Origin of the sequence: Xanthobacter flavus, assembly GCF_017875275.1 — a bacterium.
GTDB classification, from domain to species: domain Bacteria; phylum Pseudomonadota; class Alphaproteobacteria; order Rhizobiales; family Xanthobacteraceae; genus Xanthobacter; species Xanthobacter flavus_A.
This window is the reverse complement of sequence record NZ_JAGGML010000001.1, coordinates 4686242-4700647: the sequence shown is the minus strand read 5'-3', so window position 1 is coordinate 4700647 and position 14406 is coordinate 4686242. Positions and strand designations below refer to the sequence as shown.

The following is a 14406-nucleotide window of genomic DNA, read 5'->3' as shown; positions in this document are numbered from 1 at the left end:
TCGACCGCGCACGGAGGGCTGGGCATGGCCGAAGGCAGCAAATCCGGCGTCACCTACACCACGGTGGACGTAACCTACTTCGAACAGCGGGCCCTCAAGCGGCACGCGCGCGTCTGGTCGCTCTGGGCACTGGGCGTGGGGGCGGTCATCTCCGGCCATTTCTCGGGCTGGAACCTCGGCATTGCCTCGGGCGGCTGGGGCGGCATGTTCATCGCGGCGGTCATCATCGCCATCATGTATCTCGGCCTCACTTTCTCCATCGCCGAGATGTCGCCGGCCCTGCCCCACACGGGCGCCGCCTATTCCTTCGCGCGCACCACCATGGGGCCGTGGGGCGGCTTCGTCACCGGCCTGTGCGAGAACGTGGAATATGTCATCACGCCCGCGGTGGTGGTGTCCTTCATCGGATCCTACATGGGCTCCATCTTCGGCACCCCGCCCGCCTTCCAGCCGGTCTACTGGATCTTCGGCTACATCATCTTCGTGGGCCTCAACATCGCCGGCGTGGAGCTCTCCTTCCGCGTGACGCTGGTGGTGACGCTGGCAGCGCTGGCCTGCCTCGTCGCCTTCTGGGTCAGCGCCCTTCCGGTGGCCAACTTCTCCCGCTGGGCCCTGAACATCGGCGTCGGTCCGGATGGCGCGGCGGTGGAGCTGCCCAACGGCGACGGGCCATTCCTGCCCTTCGGCATCGGCGGCGCGCTAGCGGCGCTGCCCTTCGCCGTCTGGCTGTTCCTCGCCATCGAGCAACTGCCGCTGGCGGCCGAGGAATCGGTGGACCCCAAGACCGACATGCCCAGGGGAATCATGGCCGGCATGGCGACGCTCATCGTCTCCGCCTTCATGATTCTGTGGCTCAATTCCTCGGTGGCCAACGGCGCCTTCGGCCTCTCCACCTCGCTGGAGCCACTGCTGGACGGCTTCAAGGCCATCTATGGCGACGGCCTCGCCAAGCTCCTCGCGCTGGTGGCGGTGATCGGGCTGATCGCCTCGTTCCACACCATCATCTATGCGCAGGGCCGGCAGATCTATTCGCTCTCCCGCGCCGGCTACTTCCCGCGGGGCCTCTCCGTCACCCATGGCGGACGCAAGACGCCGCACGTGGCCATGGTGGCCGGGGCGCTGGTGGGCCTCGTCATCATGCTCGGCATCTGGTTCGCGCTGGGGGCGGAAGCGGGCGCGGCGGCCATCGGCGGCACGCTGCTGAACATGGCGGTGTTCGGCGCCATGCTCTCCTACGTGATGCAGGCGGTATCGTTCATCCTCATGCGGAAGAACATGCCGCACATCGAGCGGCCCTATAAGAGCCCGTTCGGCGTCCCCGGCGCGGTGGCGACCATCGTGATCGCCATCATCACCATCTGGTTTCAGCTCTCCGATCCCATCTACCGGAACGGCGTGATCGGCGTGGCCCTCTGGTTCGCGGCCGGCATCGCCTACTTCGGCCTCTGGGGCCGGCACAAGCTGGTGCTTTCGCCGGAGGAGGAGTTTGCCCTCTCCAAGGGCACGGCCGAATACAAGAGCTACTGACAAACCCGCGGTCCGCCCCGACGGGCGGACCGCCTGCCCCCTTCAGATCACCGAGACCACCCGGAAGGTGTGCATCTCATCGTCCTCATGGACGGAGACATATTCCCCCACCTCGAACCGCTCGTCGCCGAAGCGGTAGCCGGCCTCGTCATCGTCCGTACCGGAAATGTCATAGCGAAACGCCCAGCTGCCGCCCGGGCGACGCACCAGATGGCCCACCTCATCCGCCTCGTCCGGGCGGAACTTCACCACGCGGCAGCTGTCGCGGTGCTTCGCCCACTCCGCCGCATCGATGCGGCCGGCGCTGTCGAGGGGCGCCACGAAGCTGTAGCCGTGATTGCGGGCGCCGTCCGGATGCCCCTTCTCACGGGCAAGCTCCATGCGGATCTGACGGAAGCCGTGCGGCAACTGGGTCATGTTGTCTTCTCCCCGACCTTGCGGCCTGTGGCTCCGTCCCGAGCGCGGACATCACGATGCGTTGACGGAAGCCTGTTTCGCCCTTCGCCGGGCTGGCGCAACCATAGGCAGCGGGCCGGCGGAGTGCGATGATGATGTCGCCCGAGGGGCGACGCGTGGAAATGTGATTTTCCCCGATCCGGCGCGCAAGGCATTTGACCTTCCGCAACGCCGAAGTCTCACATCCGTGAAACGGTATTTCCAATGGGCGCTGGGGGGTGCTCAGGTCCGGGGGTCATCGTCAGACGGGAGAAATGGACATGAACGACTCAGTGATGTTCCAGGGTCTCGCCCGCGCGCTGTCACCGGCCACGCCACCCATGGCTTGGCCGGTGACCGCATGGAAGAACCTGTTCTTCGACTGCCCGGTCGCGGTCAGCACGCACCTGCAGCAGTTCGTCGGCCGGCAGGTGCAGGAGCAGGTGGAGCTTCTCGGCCAGCTCTCGCGCGAGCAGAACCCCTCCGCCTTCGTCACCCGCGAGGCGGCTTTCCTCCAGCAATCGGCTCTCGCCTGGAGCACCGAACTGGTCGCGGTCGCCGAGATCGTCCAGTCCAAGCTGCTGAACGCCACGCAGGCGGAGCAGCCGGAGGACCAGCCGCCGTTTGCAAAGGCGGCGTGAGCGGGTTCGGATAGGCCCGACACACCGCCATCCGCGGCCGGAGTCGCGGATCGGGGGGAGGCCGCAGCGGCCGGGCGTCGCGGCGGAGCCTGCGTCGTCTCGCCCGCGCGGATTGCCCCGGAGGCGCCATGGCGCCATGGTGGGACCGAAGCGTTCTGAATCGGTCGCCCCCGTGCTTATCGTTGAAATTCCGTACCGCGACCCGTTCGCCGCGTTCCAGGCCTTCGCCGACGCCCCCCAATGCGCCTTTCTCGACAGCGCGGCGGAGGGCGACGTGCGGGCGCGCTGGTCCTATATCGGCGCGGATCCCTATGCCTTCATCACCTCCGGCGCGGATGGCGTCCGGCTGAACGGTGCTTTCGTGCCCGGAACGCCGTTCGACGTGCTCGCGCGCGCGCTCAATCCCGGCGACCTGCCGCCCTGCCTCGGCCCCTCCTCCGCCCCCGTGCCCTTCCTCGGCGGGGCCATGGGCTATCTCGGCTATGAGCTCGGCCGGCATCTGGAGCGCCTGCCCCCGGCCCGCCCCGCCGATCCGGCGGTGCCGGAAATGGCCATGGGCCTCTACGACGCCATCCTTGCCTTCGACCGGCTGGAAAAGCGCGCCTTCATCGTCTCCAACGGACGGCCGGAGACTGGCGACGCCGCCGAGGCTCGGGCCCAGCGCCGCGCGCAGGAGCTGTTCGACCGGCTGGCCACCGCGCCCGCAGCGGCGCCCGCCGCCGATTTCAGCCGCACCGGCACGTTCACGCCCGACCAGCCGCGCGCGGAAGTGGAGGCGGAAGTGGCGCGGGTGATCGAGTACATCCGCGCCGGCGACATCTTCCAGGCCAACCTCACGCACCAGATGCGGGCGAGGGTGCCGGAAGGCCTCACCGACCTTGCCCTCTACACCCGCCTGCGCGCGTTGAGCCCGTCCCCCTTCGCCGCCTTCCTGCGTGCCGGGGACAACCTCGCGGTGCTTTCCGCCTCCCCCGAGCGCTTCCTCTCCCTCACCTCCGATGGGCGGGTGGAGACGCGCCCCATCAAGGGCACCCGCCGCCGCAGCGCCGATCCCGCCGAGGACAGGGCGCTCGCCGACGCCCTCCTCGCCTCGGTGAAGGACCGTGCGGAAAACCTGATGATCGTGGACCTGATGCGCAACGATCTTTCGCGCGTGTCGGAGGTGGGCAGCGTGAAGGTGCCGGTCCTGTGCGGGCTGGAGACCTTCGCCAGCGTCCACCATCTCGTCTCGGTCATCGACAGCCGGCTGAAGCCCGGTCTCGGCCCGGTGGACCTGCTGAAAGCCTGCTTCCCCGGCGGCTCCATCACCGGGGCGCCGAAGATCCGCGCCATGGAGATCATCCACGAGCTGGAGCCCTCCCCGCGCGGGGTCTATTGCGGCTCGGTGGCGTGGATCGGCTTCGACGGAGCGATGGATTCCTCCATCGTCATCCGCACCATCACCCGCTGCGGCGACACGCTGCTGACCCAGGCGGGCGGCGGCATCGTCGCGGATTCCGACCCGGCGGACGAGTATGAGGAAAGCCTCGTCAAGCTCTCGCCAATGCTGCGCGCGCTCTCGGGGGACGGTACATGAAGCTATTCCTCGGCACCGGGCTGGTGGAGGAGGCAGATGCGTCCGTCTCCCCGTTCGATCGCGGCTTCACGCTGGGCGACGGACTGTTCGAGACGCTGAGGATAAAGGGCGGCAGGGTGCTGCGTGTCGAGGCGCACCTGGCCCGGCTCGCTGCCGGCGCGGGCGTGCTGGGGATACCGTTGCCGGCCCTCGACCTTGGCACGGCGCTGGCGCAGACCGCCGAGGCCAATGGCCTGTCGGAAGGTGTGCTGCGCCTCACCCTCACCCGGGGTCCCGGCCCGCGCGGCGTGCTGCCGCGGGCCGAGCCGAAGCCCACCCTCGTCATGACCGCAGCGCCGCTCTCCCCGCCTTTGCCTCCCGCGCGGCTCGTTATAGCGCAGGGTACCCGTCGCAACGATCGCTCGCCGCTGGCGCATGTGAAATCGCTGAACTATCTCGACGGCATCCTCGCGCGGCAGGAAGCGGCGCGGCGGGGCGTGGATGACGCCATCCTGCTCAACACGCGCGACGGCGTGGCCGAGACTTCCATCGCCAACCTGTTCGCGGTCATCGACGGGGTGCTGGTGACGCCGCCTTTGTCCGAGGGCGTCCTGCCCGGCGTGATGCGGGCGGAGGTGATCGCCGCCGGGGCTTCGGAGCGGCCTCTGACGGTGGACGACATCGCAGCGGCGGATGAAATCCTGCTCACCTCCGCGCTCGGCATCCGCTCCGTGGCGACCCTGGAAGGCCGCCCCCTCCTCTCCACCGCAGCCGCCGACCGCCTGCGCGCGCTGATCGAGGGTGCATGAGACGGCCATCATGAGCGCGCCGACGCTCAAGACGCACCGCCTTCTGCTGCGCCCGTGGCGACCATCCGACCGCGATGCCCTGTGGCCGATGCAGTCCGATCCGCGCACCATGGAATTCCTGATGCCGATCGCCGACCGAACCGCCAGCGATGCAGTGGCGGAGCGGGCCGAGGCGCATTTCGCGCGGCACGGCTTCGGCCTGTGGGTGGTGGAGGTGCCTGGCGTCATCGACTTCGCCGGCTATTGCGGGCTCGTCCATGTGCCCTACACGGAGCACTTCACGCCGGCGGTGGAGATCGGCTGGCGGTTCGATCCGGCATTCTGGGGCCACGGCTACGCCACCGAGGCGGCGCGGGCGGCGCTGGACTTCGGATTCGCGCCTCTGGGACTGGAAGAGATCGTCGCCATCACCGTGCCGGCGAACCTGCGCTCGCGGGCGGTGATGGAGCGGCTCGGCATGGCGCGGGACGAGAGCGGCGATTTCGACCTGCCGTCCACGCCGCCGGGCCATCCCCTGCGCCGGCAGGTGCTCTATCGACTCAGGCGGTCAGAAGTGCGGGCCTGACCACCGCCGCCTCGATGAGATCGGCGGCATCGGTCACACCGCGCCCCTGTGCCATCTCGGCCGCGATCCGCCGGGCGTTCTCGCGATAGCGGGGCTGCTCCAGCACGGCCCGCAGCGCGGCGGTCAGGCGCTTCTGGCTGGCACGGCCGGCGGGCACGACCTCGGCAACGCCCGCATAGGCGAGGCGCGCGGCCGTGGCCGGCTGCTCGAAGGCGATGGGCATGGCCACCAGCGGCACGCCCTCGGCCATGGCATCGAGCACCGTGTTCATGCCGCAATGGAGCACCGCCGCCGCGCATCGCTTCAGCACCTCCTGCTGGGGGACGAACGCGCGCACCTCTGCAAGCTCAGCGAGCCGCGCGGCCTCGGCCTGCGACAGAAGCCCGCCATGGGCGATGAGGAGACGCACGCCCACCTCCCGCGCCGCCAGCGCCACCTTGCGGAACAGATCGGCCCGCGCGCCCTGCAGGGTGCCCAGCGAGCAGAACACCAGGGGCTTGCCCTCGGCCTCCGGCAGCGGTGCGGTCGCAGCGGGTACGGCGGCGGCATCGCGCCAGGCGGAGCCGTAATGGAAGGTGGCGGGCAGCTCGGTGCGGGGAAAGTCCAGCCCCTTCGGCATCTGCGCCACGGTCAAGAGCGATGAGAAACCGCCGTCGGCGAACGGATCCAGCCCGAAGGTCGCGCCGTGCCGCGCCAGCACCTTGCGCATGGGCGACATGAGGAAATCCGTCACGCGATAGCCGCCCTTGTTGCGGACGAGCGCCTTCTCGCCTTCCTCATACGGCCACGGCACGAAGGGCGGCGGCACGCCCACCTCGCGATTGAGCGGCAGCGCGGTCGCGGTGGAGATCACAGGCAGGCCCAGGTGGCGCGCGACCAAGGTGCCCGCCGCCTCCGTCTGGTCGGCGATCACCGCGTCAGCACCGATGTCGCGCAGCACGCCGGGCAGATCGCGGCACAGCATGTCCGTCTGGGCGGCGGTCGCGCGCAGTGTACCGAGAAGGCCGAACAGCCCCGTGGGCTTGGCGAGGCGGTTCACATAGGCGTCGAGGGCGCCAGCGGGATAATCGCGCGTGCCCACCGCAGCAAAGTCCGCCCCCTTGCCCTTCACCAGCCGCGCCGCATCCACCATGTGGACGAAGGTGACGCGATGGCCCCGCGCGCCGAGTTCGCGCGCCAGCACCAGCAATGGGTTGTAATGCCCCGGCAGCGGCGGGGCGACGACGGCGAAATGGGTCATCGCGGCCGCGTCCACAAATGCTTCGGGCGCGGCGGCTGCGGTCCGCTGCGGCGGGTCGAGAGGGCAAGCCCGATGCCCTGCATCAGGTAGCCGATCTTCTGCGCCTTGGTGGTGGAGACACGCGCATCCCACGCCTTCGGCCCGCGCCGTCGCACCTCGGTGCCGATGGCGCGGTAGACGCAGCGGGCGGCGCCCACGGCGGCGGCGGCGCGGAACGGCAGCGCGCCCATGCCGATCACGGCCTGTTCGTAATAGGGCTCCGCCACATCCAGGAGCCGCGCGACGGCGGCGGCGACGGCGGCGCGGTGTCCGGGCGCGGCGATCTCCGTCTCGGGCACGCCTTCCATGTCGAGGAACGTGCCCGGCACATAGATGCGGCCGATGCCGGCATCCTCGATCACGTCGCGGGAAATGTTGGTGAGCTGGAAGCCGAGGCCGAGGTCGCTCGCCCGGTCCAGCACCACCTCGTCCCGCGCGCCCATGATCAGCGCCATCATCACCCCCACCACGCCGGCCACGTGGTAGCAGTAGGTGAGCGTGTCATCGAGCGTGTCGTAGCGGCGGCCTTCCACATCCATGCGGAAGCCCTCGAGCAGATCGAGGGGATGGCGCTCGGGAATGTCGTTGCGGCTGACCACCTCGGCGAAGGCGGCGAAGGCGGGATGGGAAGACGGCGCGCCGCGATAGGCCCGGCGCGTCTCCTCGAACAAGGCGTCGAGCCGCTCGGCCGGCGTCTGGGCGCTCGCGATGCGGCCGTGGCCAAGCTCCTGCCCGTCCACCACGTCGTCGCAGTGGCGGCACCATGCATAGAGCATCACCGCATCTTCGCGCATGCGGGGCGCGAACAGGCGGGCGGCAGCGGCGAAGCTCTTGGAGCCCTTGGCGATGGCCTCCTCGCTCGCGCCCACCACGTCCGGAGCGGCGTCCGTCCCGCTCATGCGGGGGACCGGGTGGCGATGCCGAGGTCTTCGAGGATGAGGCCAGCCGTCGCCTTGGCCGAGCCCACCACCCCCGGAACGCCCGCGCCCGGATGGGTGCCGGCGCCGGCGAAATAGAGGTTACCGATCTTGTCGTCGCGATTGTGCGGCCGGAACCACGCCGACTGGGTGAGGATCGGCTCCACCGAGAAGGCCGAACCGAGATGGGCCGAAAGCTCGTCCCGGAAGCCGAAGGGGGTGAGGATGCGCGTGGTCACGAGGCTCTCTTTCAGCCCCGGCAGCAGGCGCTGCTCGAGATGGCCGAGGATGCGGTCGCGATACTTCGGCCCCTCCACCTCCCAGTCGATCTCAGCCTTGCCGAGGTGCGGCACGGGGGAGAGCACGTAGAAGGCGGTGGAGCCCTCGGGCGCCAGCGATTTGTCGGTCACGGTCGGCGCGTGGAGATAGAGGGAGAAATCCTCCGGCAGATCCGGGCCGCTGAAGATCTCGTTCACGAGGCCCCGGTAGCGCGGGCCGAACAGCACCGTGTGGTGCTGCAGATGATCCCATGTGCGGTTGGCGCCGAAATAGATGACGAACAGCGACATGGAATGCCGCTTCTTCGCGAGCTTGGCCCCCTCCGCCTTCCCGCGCGCGCTGTTGCGCATGAGGTGGGCGTAGGTGTGCACCACGTCCGCGTTGGAGGCGACGAGATCGAACGGGCGCATTTCGCCGCCGACGCGCACGCCGGTCGCCCGGTCGCCCTCGACCACGATCTCGTCCACCTTGGCCGAGAGGTGGATCGTGCCGCCGAGATCGGTGAACAGCTTCACCATACCGCGCACCAGCGCGCCGGTGCCGCCGCGGGGGAAGAACACGCCCCATTTGCGCTCCAGCGCATGGATGAGGGCGTAGATGGACGAGGTGGAGAAGGGGTTTCCGCCCACCAGCAGCGAGTGGAAGGAGAAGGCTTCCCGCAGGTGCTCGTCCTTGATGAAGCTCGACACCATGGAATAGACCGAGCGCCACGCCTGGAGCTTCGCCAGCTGCGGGCCGGCCTTCATCATGTCCGAGAAACTCAGGAACGGCACGGCGCCGAGCTTGAGGTAGCCCTCCTCGAACACCGCCTTGGAATAAGCGAAGAAGCGCCGGTAGCCTTCCACGTCCGCCGGGTTGAAGGCGGCGATCTGGGCATCGAGGGCCGCCTGATCGTTCAGGTAATCGAACTGCCGGCCGTCCGACCACAAGAGGCGGTAGAAGGGCGAGACCGGCATCAGGTCCACGTAGTCGGAGAGGCGCCGGCCCGCGGCCTCGTAGACCTCTTCGAGGCAGGACGGGTCGGTGATGACAGTTGGGCCACCATCGAAGGTGAAGCCCTTGTCCTCATAGACATAGGCCCGGCCGCCGGGCTTGTCCCGCTGCTCGAAGACGGTGGTGGCGATGCCGGCGGCCTGCAGGCGGATGGCAAGGGCGAGACCGCCGAAGCCGGACCCGATGACGGCGGCGCGGCGGGGGGACGTGGTGGCATCAAGCATCATCAGGAACCGGTGGCGGCTTTCGTCTCGGGCAGGCAGGAAATGGCCTTCAGCACCGATACGGGTGGGCGGCCCGTGAGGATGCGTGCCTTGTCCTTGAAGGTCAGGCGATCCCCGTAAAAGCGCGCGATCAGGTCTTCGGGCAAGCGATAAAAGCGCTCAAGGATGGCATAGCGGCGATCCGGCGCGGCGGCGCGGAACAGCATCCTGTTGAGCAGCCGGAAAAAACCGCGGCTGTCCCACCGCTTGCGCGCATAGTCGCGCACGAAGGCGGAAAGGGCCGGGCCGGAGAGGTCCGGCAGCTCGCTCACGAGGTCGGCGAGTTCCATCGCATCCGGCAGGGAATAGCCCGTGGTGGGGTGGAACAGCGCGGCGCGCAGCCCGACGCGCGCCACCCCGGGCGGCGCCTCGGCCAGAAAGGCACCGATGTCCCCGCCTAGAGCGATGGGCAGGACGCCCTCCTCCTCGCGCACCACATGCTCGATCTCCCAGCCCTGCGCGGCGGCATAGGCCTTGACGCGGCGCCGCAAGGTGTCGGCCGGCAGCTCGGGACCGTCGGAATAATAGGTATCCTCGATCAGCAGCGTCTGCGGATCGAGCGGCAGCACGTAGACGAAGCGATAGCCATCGATCTGCTCCACCCGCGCATCCATGATGATGGGCCGGGCGAGGCCGTGTGGCCGGGCAAGCTGCACCTCCTGGCCGATGAATTTCTGGAACCCGAGGTCGAGATGCCGGGACGGCACCTGCCCCCGCCCGTCGATCACCGCTCCCGCGTCGATCCGCTCTCCGCCGGCGAGAACGACGTGGTCCGCCGCCACATGGGCGACCCTGGCGTTCAGGCGGATGGAGGTGTGCAGCCGCTCGTGCATCACCTGCGACAGGCGCTCGGACGTGACGGTGCCGTAGTGGCCCTTGAGGATGCGGGAGTAGGCGGGGAAATGCACGTCGTTCCCCATCCACACATGGGCGCGGAACGGGCTGAGGAAGGCATGCTGCATGCGCTCGAAATCGCTGGAATGGTACGACCAGCTGTGGTTGCCGCCGACGCTCTCGCCCGCCTCCAGCAGAAGCATGCGGACCCGGCCGCGACGCTGGGCGATGCGGGCGGCGAGCAGGCAGTTGGCGAGCCCGGCACCGACGAAAACGATATCCATGCCCCGCCCCGCTTCTCGTGCCGCGTTCCCTTGGGTCGCCCTTCCTTAAAGCCGAATAGCTGGAGCCCGCCCGCCTGTCACCCCCTGCGTCGGCAGGGATGCGGCCTGGTGCCGCTGCGACTCGCTCTCACTTGCGGGTAGGGGCGCGGAAACTTACCTCACGGGAGCACACTGCGCCGGCGAACCATCGCCAGACCCGCGTGACGCCGGACGGGCGGAAGCCCCAACCGGCCCGGGAGATATCATGAACGAACAGCATTGGCCGCATCTCTCGCCCCTGTCCACGGGCGTGCGAGGCCGCTGCCCCCGCTGCGGCGAGGGCCACCTTTTCAATGGCTTCCTGACCATTGCCCCGGCCTGCGAGGTCTGCGGCCTCGACTATTCCTTCGCCGATCCGGCGGACGGGCCGGCCTTCTTCGTCATGTGCTTCGCCTGCGTGCCGGCGGTGCTGTTCGCGATCTGGCTGGAGGTGGCCTATCAGGCACCCTACTGGGTTCACCTCGTGACCACGCTGCCGCTCTTGCTACTCACCTGCATACCACCCCTCCGACCGTTGAAGGGGTGGCTGGTGGCGAGCCAGTATTATTACAAGGCCGAGGAAGGCCGCCGCGTCATCACCCCGTCCGCCCCCGAGGGACGGACGGGCGCCTGACCCGCCCCCCAGCCCCTCGTCAGCGGCCCAGCCCCATGGCGTGTGGCAGCCAGAGGGTAAGGCCGGGGATGTAGGTGATCGCGAGAAGCGCGATCATCAGCGGCACCAGCCAGGGCAGGATGGCGATGGTGGTGCGCTCCACCGAGAGCTTCGCCACCCGCGCCAGCACGAACAGCACCATGCCCAGCGGCGGGTGCAGCAGCCCGATCATCAGGTTCAGCGTCATGATGAGCCCGAAATGGATCGGGTCGATGCCGAGCTTGAGCACGATGGGCAAGAGGATGGGCACGAGAATCGTGATGGCCGCGATGGTGTCGATGAAGCAGCCCACGAACAGGATCAGCAGGTTGGCGAGCGCCAGAAACACCCATTTGTTCTGGGTGAAGCCGAGGATGGCGTCGGAGAGCATCTGCGCCGCCTGACTGGCGGTGAGCAGCCACGCGAAGATGGACGCCGCGGTGACGATGAACAGCACCGAAGCCGTCGTCTCGATGGTGTCGAAGGTCGCCTTCGCCAGCGTCTTCAGCGTCATGGAGCGGTAGCGCACGAGGCCGAGGAAGAGCGACCAGATCACCGCCGCGACCGCCGCCTCGGTGGGCGTGAACCAGCCGAGCGTCATGCCGCCGATGAGGATCACCGGCGTCATCAGCGCCATGACGGCGGAAAAGTCGAAGTACCAGTCGAGCGCCACGAGCACCGCGAGCGCGATGAGCACGGCCTGGTTGGTGGAGAGCCCGAGGGCGATCATCACATAGACCGCCGCCGGGAATGCCAGCACGATCACCACCTCGACGCTGGCCGAGAGCAGTTGCCTCCAGTTGAACGCGGCATCCGAGCCCCAGCCGTTGCGGCGGGCGAAATAGGCCACCGTCCCCATCATCAGCAGCGTCATCACCACCCCGGGCACCACGCCGCCGAGGAAGAGCGCGCCGATGGAGACGTTGGCCAGCATCCCGTAGATGACGAACGGCAGGCTCGGCGGAATGATCGGCCCCAGCGTCGCCGAGGCGGCGGTGACGCCGACCGCGAACTCGGTGGAATAGCCATGATCCTTCATGGCCTTGATCTCGATGGTGCCGAGCCCGGCCGCGTCCGCGATGGCGGTGCCGGACATGCCGGAGAAGATCACCGAGCCGATGATGTTCACCTGCCCCAGCCCGCCCCGCATCCAGCCCACCAGCGATACCGCGAAGGCATAGATGCGCCCGGTGACGCCGGCGATGTTCATGAGATTGCCGGCCAGGATGAAGAACGGCACCGCCAGCAGCGGGAAGCTCTCCACGCCGGCGATCATACGCTGGGCGATGACAACGTCCGGCACCGTTCCGGAAACGAGGATGTAAACCAGCGATGCCCCGGCCATGGCGATGGCCACCGGCACGCCGCAGAGCATCAGGACGAGGAACCCGCCGATGAGCAGCCACATGGCTCAGTCCCCCTTGTGATCGTAGGTGCCTTCGAACGCCTCGGGGCGTTCAAGCACGCTGTAGCCGCGGCGGATGTTGCCGACGGCCACCTGGACCGAGCGGATGAGCATCATCACGAAGCCGAACAGGACCGCGTAGTAGACGACGCTCTTGGGCGCATCGACCATCACCATGGGCTCGTCGCCCACGAGCGCGATGTAGCGCACCATCAGCCACACGCCGTAGGCGATGAAGCCGGTGCGCACGAGGTCCACGAACAGCGACAGCACCCGTCCCGCCGGCTCCGGGATGAAGCGGTAGATGAGGTCCACCTGGATGTGCCGCGAGAGCCGCACGCACATGGCCGCGCCGATGAACACCACCGCCACGAGGCAATAGGTGGCCAATTCCTCGGTCCAGGAGAAACTGTCGTTGAGCACGTAGCGGGTGAAGAACTGGGTGAACACCAGCCCGGCCATGATCCAGAAGATGGCGAGGGTGATCCAGTCTTCGAAGGCGTAGCCGGAAAGGTCCACCTCCTCCTGCTGCTCGAACGTATGGGCGAGTTCCTCGCCGGTAACGCGGGTGTGGACTTCCTGAGCCATGAAGGGGTCCGGGATGGGGGAGAAGTGCGCGGATGGAAATTCAAGAAAGCGGAGCCCCGCCCTCCGTCGTCATCCCCCGGCTTGTCCGGGGGATCCACGTCTCGGCGAAAGCTGAGCCTCAGGCACGAAAACCGACCGAGCGGCGCCGTGGATGCCCCGGACAAGCCGGGGCATGACGAACGTCGTGGCATTGACGATGCGGGAGCCGAGCGCTCCCGCCCGGCCTCACATATTGCTCTTGATGGCCTGGATGCGGTCCCAGTCGGCCTTGCGATAGCCGAAGCTCTCGAAGGTGATGTTCTTCATCACGGTGTTGCGGAAGTCGTCCGTGTCCACCTCCACCACGGTCAGGCCCTTCTGCTTGAAGATGTCGAGCAGTTCCTTCTCCCGCTGCGCCACCTCGGCCGTGGCCTTGGCGGCGGCCTCCTGGGTGACCTCGGTGAAGATCTTCTGATCCTCTGGCGAGAGCTTCTTCCAAAGGTTGGCGGAGATGATCGTGTTGAGATGGTCCACGATGTGGCCCGTCAGCACGATGTTCTTCTGGACCTCGTAGAATTTCTTCGCCTCGATGGTGGTGAGCGGATTTTCCTGCGCATCCACCGTGCCGTTCTGGAGGGCGAGATAGACCTCGGCGAAGGCGATCGGGGTGATGTTGGCGCCGCAGGCCTTGGGCATGGCGAGATAGGCCGGGGCATCCGGCACGCGGATCTTGAGGCCCTTCATCTCGGCGCAGGACTTGAACGGCTTGTTCGAGGTGGACTGGCGCACGCCGTAATAGGTGACGGCGACGATGTGGTTGCCGGTCTTGTCCTCGTAGCCCTTGGCGAGATCCTTGAAGACATCGCTCTTGGCATAGGCCAGCAGATGGTTCGCATCCCGGAAGGTATAGGGATAATAGGTGACGCCGATGGGCGGATAGGCCTTTCCGGCGAAGCTCGAGCCGGAGATGATCATGTCCACCGTGCCGAGCGTCAGGCCCTGGTTGATATCGCTCTCCTTGCCCAGCTGCGAGGAGGGATAGACATCGATCTGGTAGCGGCCATTGGTGCGCTTGGCGATCTCACCCGCGGCCCAGACGGAGGCGGTGTGGAACGGCTCGGACGGCTCGTAGACATGCGCCCACTTGAGCTTGGTCTGGGCGCTGGCCGGCGCGGCGAAGGTAAATGCAGCCGCGAAGGCGAGCGGCAGGGCGAGCGCGGCCGCTAGGCCACGACGACGGTCGATCATCAAAAATCCTCCCACACGGAATGCGGCGTCTTCGTCCGCTTTTTGCTCAATGAGCGTGGTGGCAGGCCGGCGAGTTAAATCGTTTTGAACCTTGGCCGGATGCCGCCCTTTTCCATGGTACTCAGTCCGGGGCGG

Annotated in this window: 14 protein-coding genes; 6 read left to right on the top strand and 8 right to left on the bottom strand. The window is 67.9% G+C overall.

Annotated features, from left to right (window positions below; all coding sequences use genetic code 11):
- Positions 1-24 precede the first annotated feature (24 nt).
- Positions 25-1527, top strand: a complete 1503-nt coding sequence (locus tag J2126_RS22120; RefSeq protein ID WP_209488947.1) for an amino acid permease — start codon at positions 25-27, stop codon at positions 1525-1527.
- Between the two features lie 42 nt (positions 1528-1569).
- Here the strand turns inward: J2126_RS22120 and J2126_RS22115 are convergent, their stop codons facing one another.
- Positions 1570-1944, bottom strand: a complete 375-nt coding sequence (locus J2126_RS22115) for a hypothetical protein (protein ID WP_209488946.1) — start codon at positions 1942-1944, stop codon at positions 1570-1572.
- Positions 1945-2243: 299 nt separating this feature from the next.
- On the opposite strand from J2126_RS22115, the gene J2126_RS22110 reads away from it, so the two are divergent.
- From J2126_RS22110 to J2126_RS22095, 4 genes are all read left to right on the top strand, one after another.
- Positions 2244-2603: a hypothetical protein gene (locus J2126_RS22110; protein ID WP_169121041.1), complete on the top strand. Its 360-nt coding sequence runs from the start codon at positions 2244-2246 to the stop codon at positions 2601-2603.
- Positions 2604-2775: 172 nt separating this feature from the next.
- Positions 2776-4179 carry an aminodeoxychorismate synthase component I gene (pabB, locus tag J2126_RS22105; protein WP_348634362.1) on the top strand — a complete coding sequence of 468 codons (1404 nt, stop codon included), beginning with the start codon at positions 2776-2778 and terminating at the stop codon, positions 4177-4179.
- A complete protein-coding gene (locus J2126_RS22100) occupies positions 4176-4967 on the top strand; it encodes an aminotransferase class IV (protein WP_209488944.1) in 792 nt (263 codons plus the stop codon). Before pabB ends, J2126_RS22100 begins: the two co-directional genes overlap by 4 nt.
- A 10-nt stretch (positions 4968-4977) precedes the next feature.
- Positions 4978-5532, top strand: coding sequence for a GNAT family N-acetyltransferase (locus J2126_RS22095; RefSeq protein ID WP_209488943.1), 555 nt, complete (start codon positions 4978-4980; stop codon positions 5530-5532).
- Here J2126_RS22095 and J2126_RS22090 read toward each other — a convergent pair.
- The 4 genes from J2126_RS22090 to crtY are packed head-to-tail and all read right to left on the bottom strand — an operon-like array spanning position 5507 to position 10381.
- The gene (locus tag J2126_RS22090; protein WP_209488942.1) at positions 5507-6772 is read right to left on the bottom strand and encodes a glycosyltransferase; all 1266 of its coding nucleotides are present in this window, start codon (positions 6770-6772) and stop codon (positions 5507-5509) included. The two genes, J2126_RS22095 and J2126_RS22090, sit on opposite strands and share 26 nt — an antisense overlap.
- Positions 6769-7710: a phytoene/squalene synthase family protein gene (locus tag J2126_RS22085; RefSeq protein ID WP_209488941.1), complete on the bottom strand. Its 942-nt coding sequence runs from the start codon at positions 7708-7710 to the stop codon at positions 6769-6771. The genes J2126_RS22090 and J2126_RS22085 overlap by 4 nt, the downstream gene beginning before the upstream one ends.
- Positions 7707-9227, bottom strand: coding sequence for a phytoene desaturase (locus J2126_RS22080; RefSeq protein ID WP_209488940.1), 1521 nt, complete (start codon positions 9225-9227; stop codon positions 7707-7709). Before J2126_RS22080 ends, J2126_RS22085 begins: the two co-directional genes overlap by 4 nt.
- Positions 9227-10381 carry a lycopene beta-cyclase CrtY gene (gene crtY / locus J2126_RS22075; protein ID WP_209488939.1) on the bottom strand — a complete coding sequence of 385 codons (1155 nt, stop codon included), beginning with the start codon at positions 10379-10381 and terminating at the stop codon, positions 9227-9229. Before crtY ends, J2126_RS22080 begins: the two co-directional genes overlap by 1 nt.
- A gap of 244 nt (positions 10382-10625) precedes the next feature.
- Here crtY and J2126_RS22070 point away from each other — a divergent pair, with 244 nt between their 5' ends.
- Complete coding sequence (locus tag J2126_RS22070; RefSeq protein WP_209488938.1) at positions 10626-11033, top strand: DUF983 domain-containing protein; 408 nt, start codon at positions 10626-10628, stop codon at positions 11031-11033.
- A gap of 19 nt (positions 11034-11052) precedes the next feature.
- Here the strand turns inward: J2126_RS22070 and J2126_RS22065 are convergent, their stop codons facing one another.
- The 3 genes from J2126_RS22065 to J2126_RS22055 form a co-directional block, all read right to left on the bottom strand.
- Positions 11053-12459, bottom strand: coding sequence for a TRAP transporter large permease (locus J2126_RS22065; protein WP_209488937.1), 1407 nt, complete (start codon positions 12457-12459; stop codon positions 11053-11055).
- Positions 12460-12462: 3 nt separating this feature from the next.
- Positions 12463-13044, bottom strand: a complete 582-nt coding sequence (locus J2126_RS22060; RefSeq protein ID WP_209488936.1) for a TRAP transporter small permease — start codon at positions 13042-13044, stop codon at positions 12463-12465.
- A 225-nt stretch (positions 13045-13269) separates the two neighbouring features.
- Positions 13270-14271, bottom strand: coding sequence for a sialic acid TRAP transporter substrate-binding protein SiaP (locus tag J2126_RS22055; protein WP_209488935.1), 1002 nt, complete (start codon positions 14269-14271; stop codon positions 13270-13272).
- Positions 14272-14406 lie beyond the last annotated feature (135 nt).

Coding starts and splice junctions, on each gene's coding strand:
- J2126_RS22120 (WP_209488947.1), top strand. CDS start 25: ATGGCCGAAGGCAGCAAATCCGGCGTCACCTACACCACGGTGGACGTA.
- J2126_RS22115 (WP_209488946.1), bottom strand. CDS start 1,944: ATGACCCAGTTGCCGCACGGCTTCCGTCAGATCCGCATGGAGCTTGCC.
- J2126_RS22110 (WP_169121041.1), top strand. CDS start 2,244: ATGAACGACTCAGTGATGTTCCAGGGTCTCGCCCGCGCGCTGTCACCG.
- J2126_RS22100 (WP_209488944.1), top strand. CDS start 4,176: ATGAAGCTATTCCTCGGCACCGGGCTGGTGGAGGAGGCAGATGCGTCC.
- J2126_RS22095 (WP_209488943.1), top strand. CDS start 4,978: ATGAGCGCGCCGACGCTCAAGACGCACCGCCTTCTGCTGCGCCCGTGG.
- J2126_RS22090 (WP_209488942.1), bottom strand. CDS start 6,772: ATGACCCATTTCGCCGTCGTCGCCCCGCCGCTGCCGGGGCATTACAAC.
- J2126_RS22085 (WP_209488941.1), bottom strand. CDS start 7,710: ATGAGCGGGACGGACGCCGCTCCGGACGTGGTGGGCGCGAGCGAGGAG.
- J2126_RS22080 (WP_209488940.1), bottom strand. CDS start 9,227: ATGATGCTTGATGCCACCACGTCCCCCCGCCGCGCCGCCGTCATCGGG.
- crtY (WP_209488939.1), bottom strand. CDS start 10,381: ATGGATATCGTTTTCGTCGGTGCCGGGCTCGCCAACTGCCTGCTCGCC.
- J2126_RS22070 (WP_209488938.1), top strand. CDS start 10,626: ATGAACGAACAGCATTGGCCGCATCTCTCGCCCCTGTCCACGGGCGTG.
- J2126_RS22065 (WP_209488937.1), bottom strand. CDS start 12,459: ATGTGGCTGCTCATCGGCGGGTTCCTCGTCCTGATGCTCTGCGGCGTG.
- J2126_RS22060 (WP_209488936.1), bottom strand. CDS start 13,044: ATGGCTCAGGAAGTCCACACCCGCGTTACCGGCGAGGAACTCGCCCAT.
- J2126_RS22055 (WP_209488935.1), bottom strand. CDS start 14,271: ATGATCGACCGTCGTCGTGGCCTAGCGGCCGCGCTCGCCCTGCCGCTC.